The following is a 22,351-nucleotide window of genomic DNA, read 5'->3' as shown; positions in this document are numbered from 1 at the left end:
AAGCCGATGACCAAACCGGGCGCCAACGGGCTGACCTATGCGCAGGCGGGCGTCGACATCGATGCCGGTAATGCGATGGTTGATGCGATCAAGCCGCTGGTGCGCTCGACGCGCAGGCCCGGCGCCGACGCGGAGATCGGCGGCTTCGGCGGATTGTTCGACCTGAGGGCCGCCGGCTTCAGCGACCCGATCCTGGTCGCGGCCAATGACGGCGTTGGCACCAAGGTCAAGATCGCGATCGAGAGCGGCCGGCATTCGACCATCGGCATCGACCTCGTCGCCATGTGCGTCAACGACCTCGTCGTCCAGGGCGCCGAGCCGCTGCTCTTCCTCGACTACTACGCCACCGGCAAGCTCGACCCGAAGGCCGGCGTCGAGATCGTCCGCGGCATTGCCGAGGGCTGCCGCCAGGCCGGCTGCGCCCTGATCGGCGGCGAAACCGCCGAGATGCCGGGCATGTATGCCGGCAACGACTACGATCTCGCCGGCTTCGCCGTCGGCGCCGCCGAGCGCGGCACGTTGCTGCCGCGCGCCGATGTCGTCGCTGGCGACGTCGTGCTCGGCCTGCCCTCCTCCGGCGTGCACTCGAACGGCTATTCGCTGGTCCGCCGCATCGTCGCGCTCTCGGGCCTCGCCTGGGATGCGCCCGCCCCGTTCGCTTCGAACAAGACGCTGGCCGAGGCGCTGCTGGAGCCGACCAGGATTTATGTGAAGAGCCTGTTGCAGGCGCTGAAGGCGGCGCCCGGCATCAAGGCCCTCGCCCACATCACCGGCGGCGGCTTCCCCGACAACATCCCGCGCGTGCTGCCCGATGATCTCGGCGTCGCGATCGACTTGCCTGCGATCAGCGTGCCGCCGGTGTTCGGCTGGCTCGCGAAGATCGGCGGCGTCGCCGAGCGCGAGATGCTGCGCACCTTCAACTGCGGCATCGGCATGATCGTCGTGGCCCAAGCCGCGCAGGCCGATGCGGTCATGGCAGCGCTGACCGAGGCCGGCGAAAAGCCGGTGCGGCTCGGCGAGGTCACGGCGCGCGGTGCCGACGAGGCCGTCACCTATCGCGGGAAGCTCGCCCTGTGAGCACGGCAAGGCGGGTTCGGACCGCGATCCTGATCTCCGGGCGCGGCTCGAACATGATCGCGCTGATCGAGGCGGCCAAGGCTGCGGACTTCCCGGCCGAGATCGCGCTGGTTGCAGCCAACCTGCCGGATGCAGGCGGGCTGGAGCGGGCGGCAGCTGCCGGCATCGCCACCATCAGCGTCGACCACCGCCCCTTCGGCAAGGACCGCGAGGCTTTCGAGCGGGCGCTCGACACGGAGCTGCGGGCGCACGGGATCGAACTCGTCGTGCTCGCCGGCTTCATGCGGGTGCTGACGCCCTGGTTCGTGACGCGCTGGCAGGGCCGGATGATCAACATCCACCCTTCGCTGCTGCCCGATTTCCGCGGCACCCACACCCATGCCCGCGCGCTCGAAGCGGGCGTCGCCGAGCACGGCTGCACGGTTCACTTCGTCGTGCCCGAGCTCGACGGCGGCCCGACCATCCTGCAGGCGAAAGTGCCAGTGCTGCCCGGCGACGACGAGGCGAGCCTGTCGGCCCGCGTGCTGGAGCAGGAGCACAGGATCTATCCGGAGGCGCTGGCGCTGGTGGCATCGGGGGCAGCCAGGCTGGAAGACGGGGTGGCGGTCGGCGCCTGAAATCCAAGCGTCATTCTCGGGCGCAGCGAAGCGCAGACCCAAGAATCTCATGACGAAAAGACGCTGACCAGAGCCTCCGCGGGCCTGCGATGCTCGGGGCAAGCCCGAGCTTGATGCGTGCCCTATGGCTACTGCACCACCACCGCCTCTCCCTGCAGGGCCTGCTGCTCCATTGCCCGCCTGGCCGCGGCCTCCTGCTCCTCCTTCTGCCAGCGCCGGAACAGGTCGGCACGGCGGGCCGGATAGCGCTCCTCGCGGGCGGTGAGCTCGGCGATGCGATCGGTGCGGAAATGGCGGAAGGCCTGCCGGAGCTCGCACCAGGCGATGACGACACGGACCCGGTCGAAGAAGGTCATGCCGATCGGCCAGATCATCCGCCGCGATTCGGCGCCGGCCTCGTCGCGATAGGCGATGTCGAGCTTGCGGCCATTGCGGATCGCGGCCCGGATCGCGGCAGCGTCGACCTGGTCGACGATCGCCGAATCCTTGCAATAGGCCGGCGCGAACAGCGCGCCGTCGAGCAGGATCGGCCGCAAATGCGGTGGCAGCACCGCCGCGACCTTGGCGACGACGTCCTCGGCGGCGCGCGCCAGCGTCGGATCGGCGCGCTCGGAGAGCCAGCGCATGCCGACGAGCACTGCCTCGATCTCGTCGGGCGAGAACATCAGCGGCGGCAGGTCGAAGCCGGCATCGAGGACATAGCCGATGCCGGCTTCGCCGCGTACCGGTACGCCCTGGCGCAACAGCGCGGCGATGTCGCGATAGACGGTACGGACCGAGACATCGAGCTCGGAGGCAAGTGTCTCGGCCGTGACGGGGCGACGCCGGCGGCGCAGTCCCTGGATCAGATCGAGCAAGCGTTCAGCGCGCTGCATGGCGTAGTTCCGCTGATAGGAAGATGGCGTAAGGTGATCTTGCTCTACTCGCCCTGACATCAAATGTCAGGAGTGTGGCAGCAGCATTCTGCATACCGAACTCATAATTAAGCGGGGCGACATGCTGGAACTTCACGTATTCGGGCCCGCTTTCGGTCAGCCCGACCCGAGCCCGTTCTGCATGAAAGGCATCATCCTGATGGAGATGTCCGGCCTGCCCTACACCCGTGTGCGCGGCAATCTGCAGAAGGCGCCGAAAGGCAAGTTCCCGGTGCTGCGCGACGGCGACAAGATCGTACCGGACACGACCTTCATCCGCATGCATCTGGAACAGGCGCACGGGATCGACTTCGACAAGGGCCTCTCAGCCGAACAGCGCGGCACCGCCTGGGCAGTCGAGAAGATGCTCGAAGACCACATGTACTGGATGGTGGTGCAGGAGCGCTGGGCCAATCCCGCCAATTTCGACCGCGGACCGCGCCGCTTCTTCGATCCGGTGCCGGCGCCGCTCCGGCCGCTGGTCGTCGCGATGATCAAGCGCAAGATTCAGCGCAATCTGCAGGGCCATGGCATCGGCCGGCACAGCGACGCCGAACGGCTCGTGCTGGCACGGCGGGCGCTCGATGCGCTCGCCGGCATCCTCGGCGGCAATCCCTATCTCACCGGCCCCGACCCGAGCGGCGCCGACGCGACGCTCGGCGCCTTCATGATCGCCGGGCTCTGCGAGATCTTCGATTCGCCGATCCGGGGCGCGCTGCAGGAGCACGCCAACCTTGTCGCTTATGCCGGCCGGATGCGCGAGCGCTATTTCAAGGACCAGGCAATAAAGGCGGCGTGAGCCGCCCGTCGCTCAAGGCCGCTTCAGCTTGCAGCGGTCGATGAACTCATAGCCCTTCTCGCGGGCCGTGTCGTTGAAGTAGCCGGTGTCGCGGAAAGCCTGGAGCTCGTCCTTGGTCATGGCGTTGACCGTGCCCTTGGCGTAGCAGCTGCACGGGGTGTGCACCGCCTCGCGGGTCGTGTTCATCAAGCGCGACTGGGTGATCAGGCAGGCGTCGAAGGCGCGCAGCTGGATCATATAGGGCGTCAGGTTCTTCGCCGTCGGATCCGGTGGCGGCAGCGCGCTCGTGCTGCCGGCAGCCAGCGCCGCACCGGCGGACATCAACAGGGACAACCCAGCGGCCCAGACGACCGCACCAACCCGCCGCTTCATCATTGTTCGCACTGTCCGTTTCCGCGGCTCGAGCCCGGGAGACCCGAATCTCCCCTCGACAGGCCATGCCGTCGCCCGAGCCCGGATGGTCCATAGGCCCGGTGAAAAAGCAATGACGCAAAGGTCACACCGCCTTGCGAATCCAGACCTTATTGTCGTGGAAGGCGGCGCCGCCATAGGGCGCGGGCGAATCCGCGCCGGTAATGGTGTTGATGCCGCGCCCGCCGCGATGGGCGCCGTTCGGCCAGATCGATTCGGCGATGACGACCCCGCGCACCAGCCCGTCGAACAGCACCGCATCGAGCTCGACCGTACCGCGCCGGTTGCCGACCGTGACATGGTCGCCGGCGGCGACGCCGAGCGCCGCCGCATCGGCCGGATGCAGCATCAGTGTCGGCATGCCCTCCTTCTTCTGCGAGGTCGGTGTCTCGGTGAAGCTGGAGTTCAGGAAATTGCGCGCCGGGCTGGTGGCGAGCCGGAACGGATGCTCGGCATCGGCCTGCTCGATCACGGCCCAATGATCGGGCAATGAGGGCAGCGTCTCGTGCGGGCCGACGAGGCCGGCATTGCTGTTTGGCACCTTGGTCCAGTCCGGCTTGAAGCGGAACTTGCCATCCCGCCAGCCGAAGCCCTTGAGATAATGCGCCGTCTCGAAATCCGGCTGGATGTCGATGAAATCATTGGCGACCAGCTCTTCGAGCGTACCGCGGCCGGTCTCCTGCAAGGTCCAGTCGACGATCTCGCGCGGGCTCATCGTGAAGCCGCGATGCTCGGCGCCGAGACGCTGGGCCAGCGCGCAGATCACCTCATGGTTCGAGCGGCATTCGCCGGGCGGGTCGACAAGCTTGCCGCCCCACATGATGTGCTGGTGGCCACCGCCCTGGTAGAGGTCGTCATGCTCCATGAACTGCGTGGCCGGCAGCACGATGTCGGCCATCTGCGCGGTCTCGGTCATGAACTGCTCGTGCACGACGGTGAAGAGATCGTCGCGGGCAAAACCGCGCTTCACCAGCTCCTGCTCGGGTGCGACCGAGACCGGATTGGTGTTCTGGATGAACAGCGCCTTGACCGGGCCGCCCTGGCGCAGCGCCTGCGCATCGCCGGTGAGCACGCGGCCGACCTGCGACTGGTCGAGCTGGCGGACATTGCGGTCGATCTTGTCGAGCCCCTCGATCAGGCCCTTGCGCCATTTGTAGATGCCGCTGTTCGAATGGAAGGCGCCGCCGCCCTCATACTGCCAGGCGCCGGTGACGGTCGGGATGCAGGAGGCGGCGTGGATGTTGACCGAGCCGTTGCGCTGGCGGGCGAAGCCGTAGCCGAGCCGGAAGAAGCTCTTCTTGCGAGTACCGACGAGCGTAGCGAACTCCTCGATCTCGCCGACGCTGAGGCCGGTAATCGCCGCCGCCCATTCCGGCGTCCGGGTGGCGAGATGGGCCTCGAGCTCCTCCGGGGCATCGGCGAAGCGGGCGAGATAGTCGCGGTCGGCATGGCCGTCGCGGAAGAGCACATGCATGACCGCACAGGCGAGCGCGCCGTCCGTGCCGGGCTTGAGCACGAAAGGAAGATCGGCCTGATCGAGGGTGGCGTTGCGATAGATGTCGATCGCGACGATCTTGGCGCCCCGCTCCTTCCGCGCCTTGATGGCGTGGTGCATGACGTTGACCTGGGTGTGCACCGGGTTGGTGCCCCAGATCACCACGCAGTCCGACTTCGCCATCTCGCGCGGATCGGGCCCGGCGAGCTTGCCGGTGCCGGCGATGAAGCCGGTCCAGGCCGTGGTGGTGCAGATCGTCGAGTACTGGCCGGAATAGCGCTTGGCGTGGCGCAGGCGGTTGATGCCGTCGCGCATCACCAGCCCCATGGTGCCGGCATAGTAATAGGGCCAGACCGCCTCGGCGCCATGCTCGGCCTCGATCGCCAGGAAGCGCTTGGCGATCTCGTCCAGCGCCTCGTCCCAGGAGATCCGCTCGAAGGCGCCGGAGCCCTTCGGCCCTGTGCGGCGCAGCGGGTGCAGCAGCCGGTCGGGATGATGGATGCGCTCGGCGTAGCGGGCGACCTTCGCGCAGATCACGCCGTCGGTATAGCTCTGGCGCTTGTTGCCGCGGACCCGGCCGATCGTCTTGCCGTCGATGACCTCGACCTCGAGCGAGCAGGCCGAGGGGCAGTCATGCGGGCAGACGGAAGGCCGGCGCGCGATGAGGGGAAGCTCTGTCATGTCCCTTTCCTAGAACAGGTCCAGGATCGGCGGAAGCGGCGCGGTTGCATTGCTCTGCTGCGACGAGGCAGGGTGCTGGTCACCGGCGGCTGGGGATTCGGCCGGGCGATCAGCCATATGGGTAGCGTTGTCGCAGGCAGCGGCCCGTCAACTCCGGGTTAAGACTAATGATTCAGTTTGCACGTATCCGAGTAGTCCAAGGCGCTCTGGCGCCGGAGTTCTGACGATGCGTTGCGTTGCGTTCCTTGCCGGCCTTGCGGCCGCCTGTCTTTCCCTGGCGCTGGGCGCGCCGGCGAAGGCCCAATCCTCGCAGTACAGCCAGTACACCTCGCCGGAGCCCGTGCAGAACTGGCATCTGACGCTCGGCGCCGGCCTGCGCTACCAGCCCGACTATATGGGCTCGAACGACTATGTCTTCCGGCCGCGACCGATCATCTCGCTGGCACGCGGCACCAAGAGCACCTGGTGGACCTCCGAGGACGACGCGATCAGTATCGGCTTCTTCTCGGGCAAGGCCTGGCGCGTCGGCTTCTCCGGCAACCTGCTCTGGGAGCGCAAGGCAGACACCAATCCGGCGCTGCTCGCCATGGGCGTGCCGAACACCAAGTTCGGCGCCGAAGCCGGCGCCTTCGTCGAGTTCTACCCGACATCCTGGCTGCGCACCCGCGTCGATCTGCGCCGCGGCATCGTCGCCCATGAGGGCTTGGTGGCGGAGGCCAAGGTCGATGTCTTCCAGCGCATCGGCGCCTGGTCGCTCGGTATTGGCCCGCGCATGACGGTCGTGAGCTCGGACTATGTCCGCACCTATTTCGGCGGCACCGTCGCCGGCAATGGCGGGCTCCTGCGCCGCTACAATGCCGGCGTGCTTTCGGTCGGCGCGATCGCGCAGGCGACCTATCACTGGTCGGACAAGCTGCAGACCACCGCCTATGTCGAGTACAAGCGCCTGATGAGCGACGCGGCCAGCGCGCCGATCGTCAAGGCCTTCGGTGACCGCGATTCCGTCACCTTCGGCATCTCCGCGAGCTACGCCTTCGACCTCGGCTTCTGAGGCGCTTCGGCCGGGCAAAGAAAAGGGCGGGCCCATCGGACCCGCCCTTCCTGTTTCCGGAATGCGGAAATCGGCTCAGCCGACGATCTCGTTGCCAGCGAAGAACTGCGCGATCTCGATCGCGGCGGTCTCCGGCGCATCCGAGCCGTGCACGGTGTTCTCGCCGACCGACTGGGCGAAGAGCTTGCGGACGGTGCCGTCGGCAGCATTGGCCGGGTTGGTCGCGCCCATCACCTCACGATACCTGGCGATCGCGTCATCGCCTTCGAGAACCTGCACGACGACCGGGCCGGAGGTCATGAACTCGACGAGCTCACCGAAGAAGGGGCGCTCCTTGTGGACGGCGTAGAAGGTCTGCGCCTGCGCGGTGGTCATCTGGATGCGCTTCTGCGCGACGATGCGCAGACCGGCCTTCTCGATGACCGCGTTGACCGCGCCGGTGAGATTGCGCTTCGTCGCATCGGGCTTGAGAATGGAGAAGGTACGCTGGACAGCCATCGTTGAGATCCTTGCGGGAAAATCGGGGAATGCGGCGCGCTTATAGCGGCGCCCTCCCCGGGCCACAAGGCTGCGAAGACCTTGTCGGCGTACGATCCGCCGCTATGATCCGCGGCATGATCACCGCGACCGCCCTCGTAATCCTGATGTCGACGCACCTGGAAGGGTGTGCGGGATCGGCATTGCGCTAAGCGCACCGCGATCATCCCCCACAAACCCTGCCGCGGCGAGCAGGGTTCGATGGAATTCCGCTCTCCCGGTTGTCTCGGAGAGCAGACATGCCACTGACAAGAGCCGATCAACCCGACAATGCGAAACAGCCACCTGGCTCCAGCCGGCTGCTGATCCGGGCTGCGCACAGCGATGACCTCGCGGCACTGACGGCGCTGGTCAATCTGCCGCGCTTTCGTGCCGGGACTTTGCGCCTGCCCTATCAGCGGACCGAGGTGACGCGGCGCTGGCTGGAGGATCCTGATGCCGACGGGCTCAACATTGTCGCGCTCCGCGACGGCGAGCTGATCGGCCAGGCCGGCTTCGCGCGCTATCGCGGCCGCCGGGCACATGTCGCCTATATCGGCATCGGCGTGCATGACGATCATCATGGAGCCGGCGTCGGCACGGCGCTGCTCGGCGAACTCGTCGACGCCGCCGACAATTGGTTCGGCCTGAAGCGGCTCGAACTGACGGTCTATGCCGACAATGCGGCGGCGATCGCGCTCTACCGCAAGTTCGGCTTCGAACCGGAAGGGCTCCTGCGCGCCTACGCCTTCCGCGCCGGCGCCTATGCCGATGCGCTTACGATGGCGCGGCTGCGTGCCTGACCCTCAGTGCCGGGTCAGGAAGCGGCGCGCCTCGCGCAGGGCTTCGGCTGCCTCGTCGCGGCTCATCTCCAGTGCCAGCTCGCTGCGGTGAGCGGCGGCACGGACGCAGCCCTTGGCGAAGGCGACGTTGAACCAGGTCTGCGCGGCGACCAGATCGACCGGCCCGGAGCGGCCTGACGCATGCATCAGCCCGAGCTCGTAATATGCATCCGCCGAGGCTTCCATCGGGATCGCCAGCGAGGCCGGGATCGCGCTCATTTCCATGCGTGCCATGACAAACTCTCCCTGTTTTCCTTCGATGCCAGCCCGTTTGGAGGCCGCGGCTTGTGAGGAGAGGTTCAGGCCGGGCGGTAAAACAACCCGCTAAATTTTGAGATGAATCGAAGCTCAACGAGTCGCAAACGAGCGGTTAAAGCAAGATTCGATTCAGGCTCCCGCGTCGAATCCGACAATGATTTCAAGCGATTCCGAATTCGACGCCGACTGGTGCGTCAACTTGCGATTCACCTTGCCCCAAGGTCAGCATGGCGAGCGGGCCTTCACGAAGAGCCATCTTGGAAGCTGGCGCGGCTTCGGATATGGTTTACATCTGAACCATCTGAGCGACGAAGATCGCCAGCAACGAGGAGGAACGCCATGGCCATTCGCCTGACCATTACTGCCGCCGGCCTGCTGCTCGCTTTCGCCGTGCCCGCTTCGGCGCAGGACGTCACCGGCACCTGGTTGCGCGACAGCGGCGCATCCAAGGTCCGCTTCACCAAATGCGGCGAGGCGATGTGCGGGACGATCTCCTGGCTCAAGGATGCGAGCGGACCGGCCAAGCTCGGCCAGCGCATCTTCTACGACATGAAGCCGGCCAGCGCCGGCAAATGGAACGGCAGCGCCTTCAACCCCGAGGACGGCAAGACCTATTCCGGCACGATGTCGCTCTCCGGCGACACGCTGACCACCGCCGGCTGCGTCATGGGTGGGCTGATCTGCCGCTCGGTGAAGTGGTCGCGCAGCAACTGAGGCGCGCCTCAGATATTGCTATTCGTCATGGTCGGGCTTGTCCCGACCATCCATGTCTTCGCTCCCAATAGCGAGTGCGGTGTTCAAGGCGTGGATGCTCGGCACAAGGCCGAGCATGACCGACCGTGCACCGTCTGATCAGCGCGCCTTCTGGCCGAACAGAACAGCCTTTTCCTCGGGCGTGCTGATCCCGGCGGGATTGCGCAACTCCTCGGCGACGGCAATGCCGCGCTTGACTGCGGGGCGAGCCAGAACCGTATCGAGCCAGCGCCCGACATTCGGGAACTGCTTGATGTCCTGGCCCTGGCGCTCCCAGCCACGGGCCCAGCCCACGCAGGCCATATCGGCGATCGAATAGTCGTCGCAGATGTAGTCGCGGCCTTCGAGGCGCTTGTTCAAGACGCCGTAGAGCCGATTGGCCTCATTGGTGTAGCGCTCGATCGCGTAGGGCACCTTCTCCGGCGCATAGATGCGGAAATGGTGGGTCTGGCCGAGCATCGGGCCGAAGCCGCCCATCTGCCAGAACAGCCATTCGTCGACCGCGACGCGGCCGCGCTCGTCCCTGGGATAGAACTTCCCGGTCTTGCGGCCGAGATATTGCAGGATCGCGCCGGATTCGAAGACCGAGATCGGCTTGCCGTCCGGCCCATCGGGGTCGACGATCGCCGGCATGCGGTTGTTCGGCGAGATCGCCAGGAATTCCGGCTTGAACTGGTCGCCCTTGCCGATGTTCACCGGGATGACGGTGTAGGGCAGTCCGGTCTCCTCGAGCATGATGGTGATCTTCCAGCCGTTCGGTGTCGGCCAGTAATGGAGATCGATCGGCTTGCCCTGCACTGCTGACATGTCCCAGTCCTCGCGGGTTATTACGGGTCGCCGGGACATCTAGGTCTCGACCGGCACTCCTGTAAGAACCAGTCCCGCGCGCTCCACGCGGACGCGGCATGCAGACTGCGCGGTCACAGCTCCAGCTTGAAGCCCTCATGGCTCTGGTCGAAACCGAGGCGGCGATAGAAGCGGTGCGCCGCCTCGCGCGATTTGTTCGAGGTCAGTTCGACCAGGCCGGCGCCATTCTGGCGGGCGAACTCGACGGCGTGGGCGACCATAGCCTCGCCGATGCGCCGGCCGCGCAGAGCCGGATCGACATGGACGCTTTCGAGCTTGGCACGCTTGCGGCCACGGTTGATCAGTCCGGGGATCAGCGTGACCTGCAAGGTCCCGACGACCTTGCCCTCGAGCTCGGCGACGAAGAGCGTGTTGTACTGGCTGGCGGCGACCTCATCGAAAGCATCGAGATAGGAGGGGTGAGCCGCCTCCTGCGCGATCTCGTCATCACTGCGGGTCTGTTTGGCCGAGCCCTGCATGATCAGCCAGGCGATACGCGCGGCGTCCTCACGGTGCGCCTCGCGCATGGTGACGCCGGAAAGGGCGGCGGTCTCGGTCATCGTCGTCTCCGTCGGGAATTGGCCAGGCAAGCCCCTCAGATCATCACCAGGCGCTTGGCCATGATCAGGGTGTTGGGGGTATCCTCGCGCCCATCGAAGCGGGCCTGGCGCTGCAGGAAGAAGCCCATGCGCTCGTAGAAGGCGATCGCCAGCTCGTTCTGGCTCTCGACCTCGAGCCGCGCCACCGGTGCCTCGGGAAAGCAGGCGAGTGCGACCTGCAGCAGGGTACGGCCGATGCCCTCGCCCTGTCGCGCCGGCGCAACATAGAGCCGCGTCAGCATCGCCGCCCGGTCGGGCTCGCGGCGGGCCGAGGCGGTGCCGACGATCTCCTCGCCCAGGAGCGCGACCAGGAAGACGCCGCTGTCGCGACCGAGCTGAGCCGCGAGCGCATCGAGCGAATGCCAGGCATTGGTGATCTGCGCGACCCGCTGCCAGCCATAGATGCCGTCATAGGCATCGTGCCAGGTCTCGACCAACAGCGAGCGGACCGCCGGCAGATCGGCGGCGAGCGCATCGCGGATGATCAAGTCCTTTGGCGTCACTCGATTCCCAGCTTCTTCTTCAGGATCTCGTTCAGCGCCTGCGGGTTGGCCTTGCCGCCCGAGGCCTTCATCGCCTGGCCGACGAACCAGCCGAGCATGGTCGGCTTCAGCTTGACCTGCTCGACCTTGTCCGGATTGGCCGCGATGATCTCGTCGACCGCCTTCTCGATCGCGCCGGTGTCGGTGACCTGCTTCATGCCGCGGGCCTCGACGATCTCGCGGGGATCGCCGCCTTCGGTCCAGACAATCTCGAACAGATCCTTGGCGATCTTGCCGGAGATCACCCCCTCACCGATCAGGTCGACGAGGCCACCGAGCTGCGCTGCCGAGACCGGCGAGGCCGAGACGTCCTTGCCTTCCTTGTTGAGGCGACCGAACAGCTCGTTGATCACCCAGTTGGCTGCGGCCTTGCCGTCGCGCCCCTTCGCCACCGCCTCGAAATAGTCGGCCTGATCGCGCTCGGCGACGAGCACCGAGGCGTCATAAGGCGAAAGCCCGTACTGCGCGATGAAGCGGCCCTTCTTGGCGTCGGGCAGCTCCGGCAGCTGCGCCTTCAGCTCGGCGATGAAGGCATCGTCGAATTCGAGCGGCAGCAGGTCCGGATCGGGGAAGTAGCGATAGTCGTGCGCCTCTTCCTTCGACCGGAGCGAGCGGGTCTCGCCCTTGCCGGGGTCGTAGAGGCGGGTCTCCTGGTCGATCGTGCCGCCATCCTCGAGGATGCCGATCTGGCGACGGGCCTCGACCTCGATCGACTGGCCGATGAAGCGGATCGAGTTGACGTTCTTGATCTCGCAGCGCGTGCCGAAGGGCGCGCCCGGCTTGCGCACGGAAACGTTGACGTCGGCACGCAGGTTGCCCTTTTCCATGTCGCCATCGCAGGAGCCGATATAGCGCAGGATGGTGCGCAGCTTGGAGACATAGGCCTTGGCCTCGTCGGCCGAGCGCAGGTCCGGCTTGGAGACGATCTCCATCAGCGCCACGCCCGAACGGTTGAGGTCGACGAAGCTCATGGTCGGATGCTGGTCGTGCATCGACTTGCCGGCATCCTGCTCGAGATGCAGGCGCTCGATGCCGACGCTGATCTGCTCGGTCGGCGAGAGATCGACCGCGATCTCGCCCTCACCGACGACCGGATGCTTGTACTGGCTGATCTGGTAGCCCTGGGGCAGATCGGGATAGAAATAGTTCTTGCGGTCGAAGACCGAGCGCTTGTTGATCTGGGCGTTGAGGCCGAGCCCGGTGCGGACCGCCTGACGGACGCATTCCTCGTTGATCACCGGCAACATGCCCGGCATCGCCGCGTCGACCAGACTGACATGGGCGTTCGGCTCGCCGCCGAAGGCGGTCGAGGAACCGGAGAACAGCTTGGCGTTGGAGGTGACCTGCGCGTGGATCTCGAGGCCGATCACGATCTCCCAGTCGCCGGTCGCACCCTTGATCAGCTTCTTGGGGTCGGCGGGGCGGACATGCGCATTCATGAGACGACTTCCACGAGATGTTGCTGCTGACGCTGGCGCGCGCGTCCTTCAGGTAGAGCTTCGGCCCGCCGCCAGCAAGCATCCGTTGCGCCGGTTTTGCGTGGCCCACGGCGACAATGGGCGGCTGAGGAAGAAAATAGCATCGAAATTGTCGAGTGAAGAAACTTGACAATCGTCAGTCCGATGGAGTTGTTGCGCATTGGCCGGAAACCGTGAAGGTTGCGCCGCGCCCGCATTTTCGGAGTTTCACATGATCCGCCGCTCCAGCCGGGCCCTCGTTGCCCTGGCGGCCCTGCTTCCGGTCCTCTCAACCGAGGCCCTCGCCCAAGGTGCGCCGCCGGCTCCGCCGGTTACCGTCGCGACCCCGCTCGCCAAGCGCGTCACCAACTGGGACGAGTTCACCGGCCGCTTCGAGGCCAGCGAACAGGTCGAAGTCCGCGCCCGCGTCTCCGGCTTCCTCGATTCGGTGCATTTCCGCGACGGCGACCTGGTCAAGGCCGGCGACCTGCTCTTCACCATCGACCAGCGGCCCTACAAGCTCGCCGTCGATGCCTCGCGAGCAGAAGTCGCGCGTGCCAAGGCGCAGGTCGACCTCAACCAGAACGAGGTCGAGCGCGCCGAGGCGCTGACGCAGAACCGCACGATCACCGCCCGCGACATCGACCAGCGCCGCGCCAACCTCAACGGCGCCATCGCCAGCCAGCAGGCGGCCGAGGCCAATCTGAAGACGGCCGAGCTCAACCTCGAATGGACGCAAGTTCGCGCTCCGCTTGCCGGCCGCGTCTCGAACCGGCGTGTCGACCAGGGCAACCTGATCGCCGGCGGCCAGTCGGGCGCGACGCTCCTGACCACGATCGTCGCGGTCGACCCGATCAAGTTCGTCTTCGACGCCTCCGAGGCCGACTATCTGCGCTATACGCAGTCTCAGGATTTGCGGAAGCCTGGCACGCCGGTGCGCGTGCGGCTTTCGAGCGAAACCAAATGGGACCGGGAAGGCAAGATCGACTTCGTCGACAACGCGCTGAATGCGCGCTCGGCGACGATCCGCACCCGCGCCGTCTTCCCGAATTCCGACGGGCTGCTGACGCCGGGGACCTTCGGGCGCCTGCGGCTCTTCGCCGGCGAGGCCGACGCCTTGCTGGTGCCGGATGCGATCATCGTCTCGGACCAGGCCAACAAGATCGTCCTGACGGTCGGCGCCGACAACAAGGTGGTGCCGAAGCCGGTCCAGCTTGGCGCGATCAGCGACGGGCTGCGCGTCATCACCAAGGGCCTGACCCCGGCTGACAAGGTGATCGTGACCGGCATCGCCAACCCGATGGTGCGGCCGGGCGTGGCCGTGACCCCGCAGCCGACCGAAATCAAGGCGGCCGCCGCCAACTGACGGCCTGAGAAGGTCGTAACGAGCGCGGACGGTATCCTCCGTCCGCCCTGCCCTTTTTGGCCAGGACCAGAGCATGTTCCGCTTCGCCCATTTCTTCATCGACAGGCCGATCTTCGCGACCGTGCTCTCGGTGCTGCTGACGATCGCTGGCGCCATCACGCTGCGCACCCTGCCGATCGCCGAATACCCCGAGATCGCGCCGCCGACCGTCACGATCACCGCGAGCTATCCGGGCGCCTCGGCCGAGGTCGTCGCCTCGACGGTGGCCGCGCCGATCGAGCAGGAGGTCAACGGCGTCGACGACATGCTCTACATCTCGTCGCAGTCGACCGGCGACGGGCGCGTGACGATCAACGTCGTCTTCAAGGCCGGCACCGACGTCGACCAGGCCCAGGTGCTGGTGCAGAACCGCGTCTCGGCGGCCGAGCCGCGCCTGCCGCAGGAGGTTCGCACCCTCGGCCTGCAGGTCCGCAAGGCCTCGCCGGACTTCCTGATGGTCATCCACATGCTGTCGCCGGACGGCTCGCGCGACCAGCAATACGTCTCGAACTACACGACGCTCAACGTCAAGGACGTGCTGACCCGCGTCGAGGGCGTCGGCGATGTCCAGGTCTTCGGTGCGCGCGACTATTCGATGCGCGTCTGGCTCGACCCGGCCAAGGTCGCGGCACGTAACCTGACCGCCGGCGACGTCGTCGCGGCGATCCGCGCCGCCAACATCCAGGTCGCGGCGGGCGCGATCAACCAGCCGCCGGCGAAGTCGGACGGGGCTTTCCAGCTTTCGGTCAACACGCTCGGGCGCCTGACCAGCATCGACGAGTTCTACAACATCGTCGTGCGCTCGGATGCCGATGGCGGCACGATCCGCGTGCGCGACATCGCCCGGGTCGAGCTCGGCGCGCAGGACTATCTGTCGAACTCCTATCTCGATAACAAGGAGGCCGTCGCGATCGGCGTCTTCCAGCGCCCGGGCACGAACGCGCTGGCGGCCTCCGAGGCGCTGATCAAGACGATGCAGACGCTGTCGAAGAGCTTCCCGGCCGGCGTCGAGCACACCATCGTCTACAACCCGACGGAGTTCATCAGGGAATCCGTCTCGGCCGTGGTCACGACGCTGCTCGAGGCGATCGTGCTCGTCGTGATCGTGGTGATCCTGTTCCTGCAGACCTGGCGCGCCGCGATCATCCCGATCATCGCGATCCCGGTCTCGCTGGTCGGCACATTCCTGATCATGAGCGCGGTCGGGATCTCGTTCAACACGATCTCGCTGCTGGCGCTCGTGCTCGCCATCGGCATCGTCGTCGACGACGCGATCGTCGTGGTCGAGAACGTCGAGCGCTACCTGGCGCAGGGAATGAGCGCGGTCGATGCGGCGCACAAGACCATGGACGAGGTCGGCGGCGCGCTGCTCGCGATCGCGCTCGTGCTCTGCGCCGTGTTCATCCCGACAGCCTTCATCACCGGCCTGCAGGGGACCTTCTACCAGCAGTTCGCGGTGACGATCGCGGCCTCGACGGCAATCTCGTGCTTTGTCTCGCTGACCCTGTCGCCGGCTCTGGCGGCGATCCTGCTGAAGCCGCACAGCCATGAAGAGCCCAGGGGTTTCCTGGCGATGCTGAGCGCGCCGCTGCGCTGGTTCTTCAAATACTTCAACAAGGGCTTCGACTGGCTCTCGCACGCTTACGGCTCGGTGACCTCGCGCCTGATCCGTTTCGGCGTCATCATGCTGCTGGTCTATGCCTGCCTGATCGCGGTGGCGGGACGGCAGCTCGCCGTTGTTCCAACGGGCCTGGTGCCGCAGCTCGACCGCGGTTACTTCATCGCCGTCTTCCAGCTGCCGCCCGGCTCCTCCTTGCCGCGCACCGACGCGGTCATCCGCAAGGCGACCGATATCCTGCTGTCGCGGCCGGGCGTCGCCCACGCCGTCGCCTTCGCCGGCCTCGACGGCGCGACCTTCACGCTGGCGCCCAATGCCGGCGTCGCCTTCGTCACGCTCACGGACTTCAAGGAACGGGCGAAGCAGGGGCTCACCACCCAGGGTATCCTCAACGATCTGCGTACCCAGCTCTTCGGGATCGGCGAAGCATTCGCCCTGATCATCGAGCCGCCGGCGGTTCCCGGCATCGGCAATGGCGGCGGTCTCAAGGGTTATGTCCAGGACCGCGGTGGCAAGGGTCTGGCAGCGCTGGAAGGCGCGACCTGGGCCGTGGCTGGAACCGCCGGACAGTCTCCCGGCATCCAGCAGCCCTTCACCCTGTTCTCGACCAGGACGCCGCAGATCTACGCCGACATCGACCGCACCAAGGCCGAGATGCTCGGCGTCCCCGTGACGCGCGTGTTCGAGACGCTGTCGGTCTATATGGGGTCGGCCTATGTCAACGACTTCAATATCCTTGGCCGTACCTTCCGGGTCACGGCCCAGGCCGACAACCCCAACCGCCTCGACATCCGCGACGTCGCCGATCTGAAGACGCGCAATGCCGATGGCGAGATGGTGCCGATCGGCTCGGTCGCGACCTTCTCCGATACCACCGGCGCCTATCGCGTGCCGCGCTACAACCTCTATCCGGCAGCCGAAGTGCAGATGTCGATGGCGCGCGGCTACTCGACCGGACAGGGCATCGCGGCGGTTGAGAAGATCGCGAGCCAGGTTCTGCCGGCCGGTTTCGGCTTCGAATGGACCGAGATCGCGCTGCAGGAAAAGCTCGCCGGCAACACCGCGATCATCGCCTTCGGCCTCGCCGTCGTCTTCGTCTTCCTCTTGCTGGCGGCGCTGTACGAGAGCTGGACCTTGCCGCTGGCGGTCATCCTGATCGTGCCGATGTGTATCCTCGCGGCGATGATCGGCGTCGACTACAAGAACTTCGACCGCAACGTTCTGGTCGATATCGGCCTCGTCGTGCTCGTCGGCCTCGCGGCGAAGAACGCGATCCTGATCGTCGAGTTCGCCAAGCAGGCCGAGGACGAGGGCATGAGCAGGCGCGATGCCGCGATCGCCGCGGCCAGGACCCGCCTGCGGCCGATCCTGATGACCTCGCTCGCCTTCATTCTCGGCGTGCTGCCGCTGACGATCTCGATCGGCGCCGGCGCGGAAATGCGCCAGGTGCTCGGCATCGCGGTGTTCTCGGGCATGATCGGCGTCACCCTGTTCGGCCTGCTGTTCACCCCGGTGTTCTACGTCGTGGTGCGCTGGCTCGCCGCGCTCGGCGGCGAGAAGAAGCCGGCCGAGCCGAAGCAGGCCGCGCCGCAGGCGCATCACTGACAGGTCAAAACAAGGCCCCGCCACCAGGCGGGGCCTTTTTCTTCGCCATGCCGGGTCGGGGCGAGCCTCGCCAGTCGGGGTTGCGTCGGCAACCGCTCAGTTCTGCCTGATCTTCGAGCCCTTGATCACGACGTCCGAACTCGCCGTCGCATTGATCTTGCCGCTCGCCCGGATCGTCACGTCCTTGCCCTTGAGATCGACGGAACCATCCTTCTTCAGGTTGAGCGCCGCCGACCCTGCATCGAGCAGGATGCTGTCGGCCGCCTTCACCACCAGCGCCTTGCCACTGGCAATCTCGAAATCCTTGCTGCTGTCGAGATCGATGCTGACGGCGGCGGCGACTTCGAAGGCCCGCGTCGCCAGGCTGATCTCGCGGTTGGCAGCCATGCTGAGCGCAGTTCCGGCAATGAGGCCGATGCCGGTGCCGGCCGTCGTCCGCATGCCGGCCCCGACATTGACGACATAAGCCGCGCCGACCGCCGTGCGGAAATTGCCACCGACCGTCAGGGCCAGCTCGGAGCCGACGTTGACGGTGCAGGTGCCGCCGACGGTGATGGATAGCCCGGCCGGGGCCGTGATCGCGACCGCACCGCCGCGCCCGACATTGAAGGCCTGCAGCAGGGCTGCGAGTTGCGCCTCGAGTGCGGCGACCCGCCGGCTCAAGGCCTCGACGTCCGGCGTAGCCATGAGCGCGTTCCCCTTCTTTTTCGCGCGACCGACACAATCTACCACGAACCTCTGCGGCGCGCGGCGCCGCTATCCCTTTGCGCCATGCAACCAAACTGGCTCCATCGGCGTATCAGGACATCGCATCGACAAGGCCCGATCGAGTGACTGCACGCCCTGCCCTGCTCTGGTTCCGCGATGATCTGCGCCTCTCCGACAATCCAGCCCTGAGAGCTGCGATCGACCATGGCCCGCTGGTTTGTCTCTACGTGTTCGACACCTCCACGGATCGCCGGCCGCTCGGCGGAGCCGCGCGCTGGTGGCTGTCGCGCTCGCTGCGGGCACTGTCGGAGGCCATCTCGGCGAAAGGCGGCGAGCTGCTGATCCTGCGTGGCGATCCGGCCGAGCTGCTGCCTCGTATCGTGCGCGAGGCCGATGTCGGACACGTCGCCTGGAACCGGCGCTATGACGGCGCTGCGGTCGCGCTCGACAAGGCACTGAAGGCCGCGCTCACCGAGGCAGACGTCACGGTCGAGAGCTTCAACGCCAACCTGCTCAACGAGCCCTGGCAGGTGAAAACCAAGGCGGATGGCCCGTTCAAGGTGTTCACGCCCTATTGGCGCGCGGTGCGCGAAAACGGCGAGCCGGCAGCGCCGCTTCCTGCACCCACCCGTCTGAGCAAGGCGACGCTCCCGGCGGCGCTGCGCCAGCAGGCACTCACGGTCACGGATCTCGCTCTGGAGCCGACTGCACCCGATTGGTCGGGCGGGCTGCGCGACGCCTGGACGCCTGGTGAAGACGGGGCGCAGGAGCGACTAGCCTCCTTCCTCGATGAGACGCTCAAAGGCTATCGCGACGGGCGCGACCGACCGGACAGGCGCTCGACCTCGCAGCTGTCGCCGCATCTGCGGTTCGGCGAGATCAGCCCCCGCCAGATCTGGCACGCGACGAAAGCAGCGCTGGAGACTGGCAACACGCCGGGTTCGGCCAGCGATGCCGAGAAATTCTTCAGCGAGATCGGCTGGCGCGAGTTCTCCTACCACCTGCTGTTCCACAATCCCGGCCTCGCCAGCGTCAACTATGATCGCCGCTTCGATGCGATGTCCTGGGAGAAGGACGAAGCCGGCCTGGCAGCCTGGCAGAAGGGAATGACCGGCTATCCGATCGTCGATGCCGGCCTGCGCGAGCTCTGGCAGACAGGCTGGATGCACAACAGGGTGCGGATGATCACGGCCTCCTTCCTGATCAAGCACCTGCTGACCGACTGGCGCGCCGGGGAGGCCTGGTTCTGGGACACGCTGGTCGACGCCGACCCGGCGAACAATCCGGCAAGCTGGCAATGGGTCGCCGGTTCCGGCGCCGATGCGGCGCCCTATTTCCGCGTGTTCAATCCGGTGACCCAGGGCGAGAAATTCGATCCCAAAGGCGCTTACGTGCGGCGTTTCATCCCCGAACTGGCAGAGCTCGACGACAAGTTCATCCATCGTCCGTGGGAAGCACCGGCGAGTGTACTGAAGCAGGCTGGGATCGCGCTCGGCCAGGACTATCCGAAACCGATCGTCGCGCTCGATTTCGGCCGCCGGCGCGCTCTCGACGCCTTTGCCGCCCTTCGATCGGAACAGCCTCCGCAATGATCGCCTCCACAGCCTCCTTCGTCACGCGTGCCTCGCTTGCTGCCGATCTCGCCGCACTCGGCCTCGCCCCAGGCGACGCGGTCATGGTCCATGCCGCCGTAAGCAGGGTCGGCCGCCTGCTCGATGGGCCCGACACGATCATTGCCGCCCTGTCCGAAACCGTCGGGACGAGCGGCACCGTCCTCGCCTATGCCGACTGGGAAGCGCGGTACGAGGATCTGGTCGACGAAGACGGCCGCGTTCCGCCGCAATGGCGCGACCATATCCCGCCATTCGACCCGCAGCGCTCGCGCGCCATCCGCGACAATGGCGTTCTGCCGGAGTTCCTGCGGACGACGCCGGGCGCGCTGCGCAGCGGCAATCCCGGCGCCTCCATCGTCGCACTCGGGGCGAAGGCGGAGTGGTTCACTGCCGATCACCCGCTCGATTACGGCTATGGCGAGGGCTCGCCGCTCGCAAAGCTGGTCGAAGCCGGCGGCAAGGTGCTGACGCTCGGGGCTCCGCTCGACACGCTGACTCTGCTGCACCATGCCGAGCATCTGGCTGATATCCCCGGCAAGCGCGTCCGGCGGATCGAGGTACCGCTGGCGACGGCGACGGGTGTCCAATGGCGCATGGTCGAGGAATTCGATACCGGCGACCCGATCGTGGACGGGCTGTCGGAGGATTATTTCGCGGAGATCGTCACGGAGTTCCTCGCCGGCGGCCGGGGCCGGCGGGGACTGATCGGCGCCGCTTCATCCGTGCTGGTCGACGCGGCGGCGATCACCGCCTTTGGCGTCAACTGGCTCCAGGCACGGTTCGGATCGCCCTCGCCTCGAGTCTGAGCTTCATCACCCAAGCCGTTGGAAAAGAGTCGTCCCCGGCTATACCGCCCCATCGCGGCGACCGCCGCGGTGATCGCCGGCCAGCCTGCGCATCGCCCAGAAATAGACCGGGTAAGGCAGCAGCCGCATTCCTTTCATCAGCCAGGCGAGACGGCGGGGGAAGACAATCTCGAAGCCGCCCCGGGCGAAACCATCGGCGATGCGGATCGCCGCCTCTTCATGCGAGACCATGAACGGCATCGGGAAACTGTTGCGCTGGGTCATCGCCGTGTCGACGAAGCCGGGATTGACCAGTTGCAGGCGGATGCCACGCCGCTCGCAATCGAACCTCAGCGCCTCGCAGAGGTGAATGGCCGCAGCCTTCGAGGCGCCGTAGGCCGCTGCGCCCGGCAGACCGCGATAGCCCGCCAGCGAGGCATTGACCGCGATCTGGCCCTTGCCGCGCGACGCCATGCGCTCGGCGACAGCCGCAGCACCGCGCACGACACCGAGAAAGTTGACGGCGAAGACCTGCTCGAAAGCCGTGACATCGACAAGGCCCGGCCCATTGCGCGGAGCGATGCCCGCATTGAGAAAGGCCAGCGCGATCGGCCCATGCACGCTCTCGATCCCGTCGACGACCGCTGCCATCGCCGCCGGATCCGCGACATCGCCGGCATGGGCGACGATCCGGCCCGGCAGCCCATCCGCACCGAGCGCCAGCGCCTCCAGCCTGTCGAGCCGGCGCGCGGTTGCGGCGACCGTCCAGCCACGCCGCGCCAGCTCGAGCGCCACGGCCGCGCCGATGCCGGAGCTCGCCCCGGTCACCCAGGCGACACCGTCCTGCGGCTCGATGCGCGGCATGGTCATGTCTTGATCGGGCCTCCTTGCCGCGGCAGTCCTGCGCCGGACCCTAGTGATGGGAAGCCCGCAGCGGAAGCCCCGCCGGCAGCGCACCCGCTTGGCTACCCACCGTCTTTTCCGCGCCGGCCTCGCCTGCGATAGTTCGGGCGATGAAGGAGATCGCGATGCCGACCGAGTTGCTGTTCCGAAACGACGCCTATCTGGCCGAGACCCCCGCAACCGTCGTCGCGATCAACGAGCGCGGCGGCATCGAGCTCGACCGGACCGTATTCTACGCCACCGGCGGCGGCCAGCCGGGCGATGCCGGCATCCTCGTCCGCAATGACGGCACCGAGATCACGATCGGCACGGCGATCTACAACCCCGAGGACAAGAGCCGCATCCTGCATGTCCCGCTCGAAGGCCAGATGGCGCCCGCCATCGGCGAGGCACTGCTCGCCAGGCTGGACTGGGAGCGTCGGCTGAAGCGCATGCGCATCCACACCGCGCTGCATCTGCTCAGCGTCGTCCTGCCCTATCCCGTCACCGGCGGCGCGATCGGGGACGGCGAAGGGCGGCTCGATTTCGACATTCCCGAAGGCGGGCTCGACAAGGCGGAGCTGACCGAGAAGCTCTCGGCGCTCGTGGCGAAGAATGCCGCGATCACGGAACGCTGGATCACCGACGAGGAGCTCGATGCCAATCCGGGCCTGGTCAAGACGATGTCGGTCAAGCCGCCGCGCGGCTCCGGCCGGGTCCGGCTGGTCTCGATCGAAGGCATCGACCTGCAGCCCTGCGGCGGCACGCATGTACGCAACACCTCCGAGATCGGTGCGGTCGCCGTCACCGATGTCGAGAAGAAGGGCAAGCAGAACCGGCGTGTGCGCATCGCACTCACCTGAGCTTTCCGTCATAA

At 66.6% G+C, this 22,351-nt stretch carries 22 protein-coding genes; 11 read left to right on the top strand and 11 right to left on the bottom strand.

Annotated elements, in window-relative coordinates:
• The first annotated feature begins 6 nt into the window (after positions 1 to 6).
• Complete coding sequence (purM, locus tag ACWIGM_RS17010) at positions 7 to 1,077, top strand: phosphoribosylformylglycinamidine cyclo-ligase (protein ID WP_454027147.1); 1,071 nt, start codon at positions 7 to 9, stop codon at positions 1,075 to 1,077.
• A complete protein-coding gene (gene purN, locus ACWIGM_RS17005) occupies positions 1,074 to 1,694 on the top strand; it encodes a phosphoribosylglycinamide formyltransferase (protein ID WP_454027146.1) in 621 nt (206 codons plus the stop codon). The genes purM and purN overlap by 4 nt, the downstream gene beginning before the upstream one ends.
• Positions 1,695 to 1,822: 128 nt before the next feature.
• On the opposite strand, the gene ACWIGM_RS17000 is transcribed toward purN, so the two are convergent.
• Positions 1,823 to 2,569, bottom strand: coding sequence for a helix-turn-helix transcriptional regulator (locus ACWIGM_RS17000; RefSeq protein WP_454027145.1), 747 nt, complete (start codon positions 2,567 to 2,569; stop codon positions 1,823 to 1,825).
• Positions 2,570 to 2,750: 181 nt separating this feature from the next.
• Here ACWIGM_RS17000 and ACWIGM_RS16995 point away from each other — a divergent pair, with 181 nt between their 5' ends.
• Positions 2,751 to 3,407: a glutathione S-transferase family protein gene (locus ACWIGM_RS16995; protein ID WP_454027144.1), complete on the top strand. Its 657-nt coding sequence runs from the start codon at positions 2,751 to 2,753 to the stop codon at positions 3,405 to 3,407.
• 12 nt (positions 3,408 to 3,419) lie between these two features.
• Here the strand turns inward: ACWIGM_RS16995 and ACWIGM_RS16990 are convergent, their stop codons facing one another.
• Together ACWIGM_RS16990 and ACWIGM_RS16985 are read right to left on the bottom strand one after the other, a co-directional pair.
• Positions 3,420 to 3,779, bottom strand: coding sequence for a hypothetical protein (locus ACWIGM_RS16990; RefSeq protein ID WP_454027143.1), 360 nt, complete (start codon positions 3,777 to 3,779; stop codon positions 3,420 to 3,422).
• 124 nt (positions 3,780 to 3,903) lie between these two features.
• Complete coding sequence (locus ACWIGM_RS16985; protein WP_454027142.1) at positions 3,904 to 5,994, bottom strand: molybdopterin-dependent oxidoreductase; 2,091 nt, start codon at positions 5,992 to 5,994, stop codon at positions 3,904 to 3,906.
• A 226-nt stretch (positions 5,995 to 6,220) separates the two neighbouring features.
• Between ACWIGM_RS16985 and ACWIGM_RS16980 the strand changes: the two genes are divergently transcribed.
• The gene (locus tag ACWIGM_RS16980) at positions 6,221 to 7,045 is read left to right on the top strand and encodes a MipA/OmpV family protein (protein ID WP_454027141.1); all 825 of its coding nucleotides are present in this window, start codon (positions 6,221 to 6,223) and stop codon (positions 7,043 to 7,045) included.
• A 75-nt stretch (positions 7,046 to 7,120) separates the two neighbouring features.
• On the opposite strand, the gene ndk is transcribed toward ACWIGM_RS16980, so the two are convergent.
• Positions 7,121 to 7,543 (bottom strand): nucleoside-diphosphate kinase, encoded by a 423-nt coding sequence (gene ndk / locus ACWIGM_RS16975; RefSeq protein WP_454027140.1) that lies wholly within the window; start codon positions 7,541 to 7,543, stop codon positions 7,121 to 7,123.
• 278 nt (positions 7,544 to 7,821) lie between these two features.
• Between ndk and ACWIGM_RS16970 the strand changes: the two genes are divergently transcribed.
• Positions 7,822 to 8,364: a GNAT family N-acetyltransferase gene (locus ACWIGM_RS16970; RefSeq protein WP_454027139.1), complete on the top strand. Its 543-nt coding sequence runs from the start codon at positions 7,822 to 7,824 to the stop codon at positions 8,362 to 8,364.
• 3 nt (positions 8,365 to 8,367) lie between these two features.
• Here ACWIGM_RS16970 and ACWIGM_RS16965 read toward each other — a convergent pair whose 3' ends face one another.
• Positions 8,368 to 8,637: a sel1 repeat family protein gene (locus ACWIGM_RS16965; RefSeq protein WP_454027138.1), complete on the bottom strand. Its 270-nt coding sequence runs from the start codon at positions 8,635 to 8,637 to the stop codon at positions 8,368 to 8,370.
• Positions 8,638 to 9,000: 363 nt separating this feature from the next.
• On the opposite strand from ACWIGM_RS16965, the gene ACWIGM_RS16960 reads away from it, so the two are divergent.
• Positions 9,001 to 9,375 (top strand): DUF2147 domain-containing protein, encoded by a 375-nt coding sequence (locus tag ACWIGM_RS16960; RefSeq protein ID WP_454027137.1) that lies wholly within the window; start codon positions 9,001 to 9,003, stop codon positions 9,373 to 9,375.
• A gap of 138 nt (positions 9,376 to 9,513) precedes the next feature.
• Here ACWIGM_RS16960 and ACWIGM_RS16955 read toward each other — a convergent pair whose 3' ends face one another.
• The 4 genes from ACWIGM_RS16955 to gatB all read right to left on the bottom strand — a co-directional run bounded on the left by ACWIGM_RS16955 (position 9,514) and on the right by gatB (position 12,840).
• Positions 9,514 to 10,221, bottom strand: coding sequence for a glutathione S-transferase N-terminal domain-containing protein (locus ACWIGM_RS16955; RefSeq protein ID WP_454027136.1), 708 nt, complete (start codon positions 10,219 to 10,221; stop codon positions 9,514 to 9,516).
• 113 nt (positions 10,222 to 10,334) lie between these two features.
• The gene (locus tag ACWIGM_RS16950; RefSeq protein WP_454027135.1) at positions 10,335 to 10,820 is read right to left on the bottom strand and encodes a GNAT family N-acetyltransferase; all 486 of its coding nucleotides are present in this window, start codon (positions 10,818 to 10,820) and stop codon (positions 10,335 to 10,337) included.
• A gap of 35 nt (positions 10,821 to 10,855) precedes the next feature.
• The gene (locus ACWIGM_RS16945; RefSeq protein WP_454027134.1) at positions 10,856 to 11,362 is read right to left on the bottom strand and encodes a GNAT family N-acetyltransferase; all 507 of its coding nucleotides are present in this window, start codon (positions 11,360 to 11,362) and stop codon (positions 10,856 to 10,858) included.
• A complete protein-coding gene (gatB, locus tag ACWIGM_RS16940; RefSeq protein WP_454027133.1) occupies positions 11,359 to 12,840 on the bottom strand; it encodes an Asp-tRNA(Asn)/Glu-tRNA(Gln) amidotransferase subunit GatB in 1,482 nt (493 codons plus the stop codon). The genes ACWIGM_RS16945 and gatB overlap by 4 nt, the downstream gene beginning before the upstream one ends.
• Before the next feature lie 250 nt (positions 12,841 to 13,090).
• Between gatB and ACWIGM_RS16935 the strand changes: the two genes are divergently transcribed.
• Positions 13,091 to 14,224, top strand: a complete 1,134-nt coding sequence (locus ACWIGM_RS16935; protein WP_454027132.1) for an efflux RND transporter periplasmic adaptor subunit — start codon at positions 13,091 to 13,093, stop codon at positions 14,222 to 14,224.
• Positions 14,225 to 14,297: 73 nt separating this feature from the next.
• A complete protein-coding gene (locus ACWIGM_RS16930; RefSeq protein WP_454027131.1) occupies positions 14,298 to 17,486 on the top strand; it encodes an efflux RND transporter permease subunit in 3,189 nt (1,062 codons plus the stop codon).
• Between the two features lie 96 nt (positions 17,487 to 17,582).
• On the opposite strand, the gene ACWIGM_RS16925 is transcribed toward ACWIGM_RS16930, so the two are convergent.
• Positions 17,583 to 18,173 carry a DUF2345 domain-containing protein gene (locus ACWIGM_RS16925; RefSeq protein WP_454027130.1) on the bottom strand — a complete coding sequence of 197 codons (591 nt, stop codon included), beginning with the start codon at positions 18,171 to 18,173 and terminating at the stop codon, positions 17,583 to 17,585.
• 143 nt (positions 18,174 to 18,316) lie between these two features.
• Between ACWIGM_RS16925 and ACWIGM_RS16920 the strand changes: the two genes are divergently transcribed.
• Both ACWIGM_RS16920 and aac(3) read left to right on the top strand, forming a co-directional pair.
• The gene (locus tag ACWIGM_RS16920) at positions 18,317 to 19,786 is read left to right on the top strand and encodes a cryptochrome/photolyase family protein (RefSeq protein WP_454027129.1); all 1,470 of its coding nucleotides are present in this window, start codon (positions 18,317 to 18,319) and stop codon (positions 19,784 to 19,786) included.
• Positions 19,783 to 20,613, top strand: coding sequence for an aminoglycoside 3-N-acetyltransferase (gene aac(3), locus ACWIGM_RS16915; RefSeq protein ID WP_454027128.1), 831 nt, complete (start codon positions 19,783 to 19,785; stop codon positions 20,611 to 20,613). The genes ACWIGM_RS16920 and aac(3) overlap by 4 nt, the downstream gene beginning before the upstream one ends.
• Before the next feature lie 39 nt (positions 20,614 to 20,652).
• On the opposite strand, the gene ACWIGM_RS16910 is transcribed toward aac(3), so the two are convergent.
• Positions 20,653 to 21,462 (bottom strand): SDR family NAD(P)-dependent oxidoreductase, encoded by an 810-nt coding sequence (locus ACWIGM_RS16910; protein ID WP_454027127.1) that lies wholly within the window; start codon positions 21,460 to 21,462, stop codon positions 20,653 to 20,655.
• A 158-nt stretch (positions 21,463 to 21,620) separates the two neighbouring features.
• On the opposite strand from ACWIGM_RS16910, the gene ACWIGM_RS16905 reads away from it, so the two are divergent.
• Positions 21,621 to 22,337: an alanyl-tRNA editing protein gene (locus ACWIGM_RS16905; protein WP_454027126.1), complete on the top strand. Its 717-nt coding sequence runs from the start codon at positions 21,621 to 21,623 to the stop codon at positions 22,335 to 22,337.
• Positions 22,338 to 22,351 lie beyond the last annotated feature (14 nt).

Source organism: Allobosea sp. NPDC055332 (genome assembly GCF_053645455.1).
This window is presented reverse-complemented; position numbering and strand designations above follow the sequence as displayed.

What these genes read in the sequence shown, in the direction of transcription:
- purM (WP_454027147.1), top strand. Translation starts at nt 7, where the DNA reads ATGACCAAACCGGGCGCCAACGGGCTGACCTATGCGCAGGCGGGCGTC.
- ACWIGM_RS17000 (WP_454027145.1), bottom strand. Translation starts at nt 2,569, where the DNA reads ATGCAGCGCGCTGAACGCTTGCTCGATCTGATCCAGGGACTGCGCCGC.
- ACWIGM_RS16995 (WP_454027144.1), top strand. Translation starts at nt 2,751, where the DNA reads ATGAAAGGCATCATCCTGATGGAGATGTCCGGCCTGCCCTACACCCGT.
- ACWIGM_RS16990 (WP_454027143.1), bottom strand. Translation starts at nt 3,779, where the DNA reads ATGAAGCGGCGGGTTGGTGCGGTCGTCTGGGCCGCTGGGTTGTCCCTG.
- ACWIGM_RS16985 (WP_454027142.1), bottom strand. Translation starts at nt 5,994, where the DNA reads ATGACAGAGCTTCCCCTCATCGCGCGCCGGCCTTCCGTCTGCCCGCAT.
- ACWIGM_RS16980 (WP_454027141.1), top strand. Translation starts at nt 6,221, where the DNA reads ATGCGTTGCGTTGCGTTCCTTGCCGGCCTTGCGGCCGCCTGTCTTTCC.
- ndk (WP_454027140.1), bottom strand. Translation starts at nt 7,543, where the DNA reads ATGGCTGTCCAGCGTACCTTCTCCATTCTCAAGCCCGATGCGACGAAG.
- ACWIGM_RS16970 (WP_454027139.1), top strand. Translation starts at nt 7,822, where the DNA reads ATGCCACTGACAAGAGCCGATCAACCCGACAATGCGAAACAGCCACCT.
- ACWIGM_RS16965 (WP_454027138.1), bottom strand. Translation starts at nt 8,637, where the DNA reads ATGGCACGCATGGAAATGAGCGCGATCCCGGCCTCGCTGGCGATCCCG.
- ACWIGM_RS16960 (WP_454027137.1), top strand. Translation starts at nt 9,001, where the DNA reads ATGGCCATTCGCCTGACCATTACTGCCGCCGGCCTGCTGCTCGCTTTC.
- ACWIGM_RS16955 (WP_454027136.1), bottom strand. Translation starts at nt 10,221, where the DNA reads ATGTCAGCAGTGCAGGGCAAGCCGATCGATCTCCATTACTGGCCGACA.
- ACWIGM_RS16950 (WP_454027135.1), bottom strand. Translation starts at nt 10,820, where the DNA reads ATGACCGAGACCGCCGCCCTTTCCGGCGTCACCATGCGCGAGGCGCAC.
- gatB (WP_454027133.1), bottom strand. Translation starts at nt 12,840, where the DNA reads ATGAATGCGCATGTCCGCCCCGCCGACCCCAAGAAGCTGATCAAGGGT.
- ACWIGM_RS16935 (WP_454027132.1), top strand. Translation starts at nt 13,091, where the DNA reads ATGATCCGCCGCTCCAGCCGGGCCCTCGTTGCCCTGGCGGCCCTGCTT.
- ACWIGM_RS16930 (WP_454027131.1), top strand. Translation starts at nt 14,298, where the DNA reads ATGTTCCGCTTCGCCCATTTCTTCATCGACAGGCCGATCTTCGCGACC.
- ACWIGM_RS16925 (WP_454027130.1), bottom strand. Translation starts at nt 18,173, where the DNA reads ATGGCTACGCCGGACGTCGAGGCCTTGAGCCGGCGGGTCGCCGCACTC.
- ACWIGM_RS16910 (WP_454027127.1), bottom strand. Translation starts at nt 21,462, where the DNA reads ATGACCATGCCGCGCATCGAGCCGCAGGACGGTGTCGCCTGGGTGACC.
- ACWIGM_RS16905 (WP_454027126.1), top strand. Translation starts at nt 21,621, where the DNA reads ATGCCGACCGAGTTGCTGTTCCGAAACGACGCCTATCTGGCCGAGACC.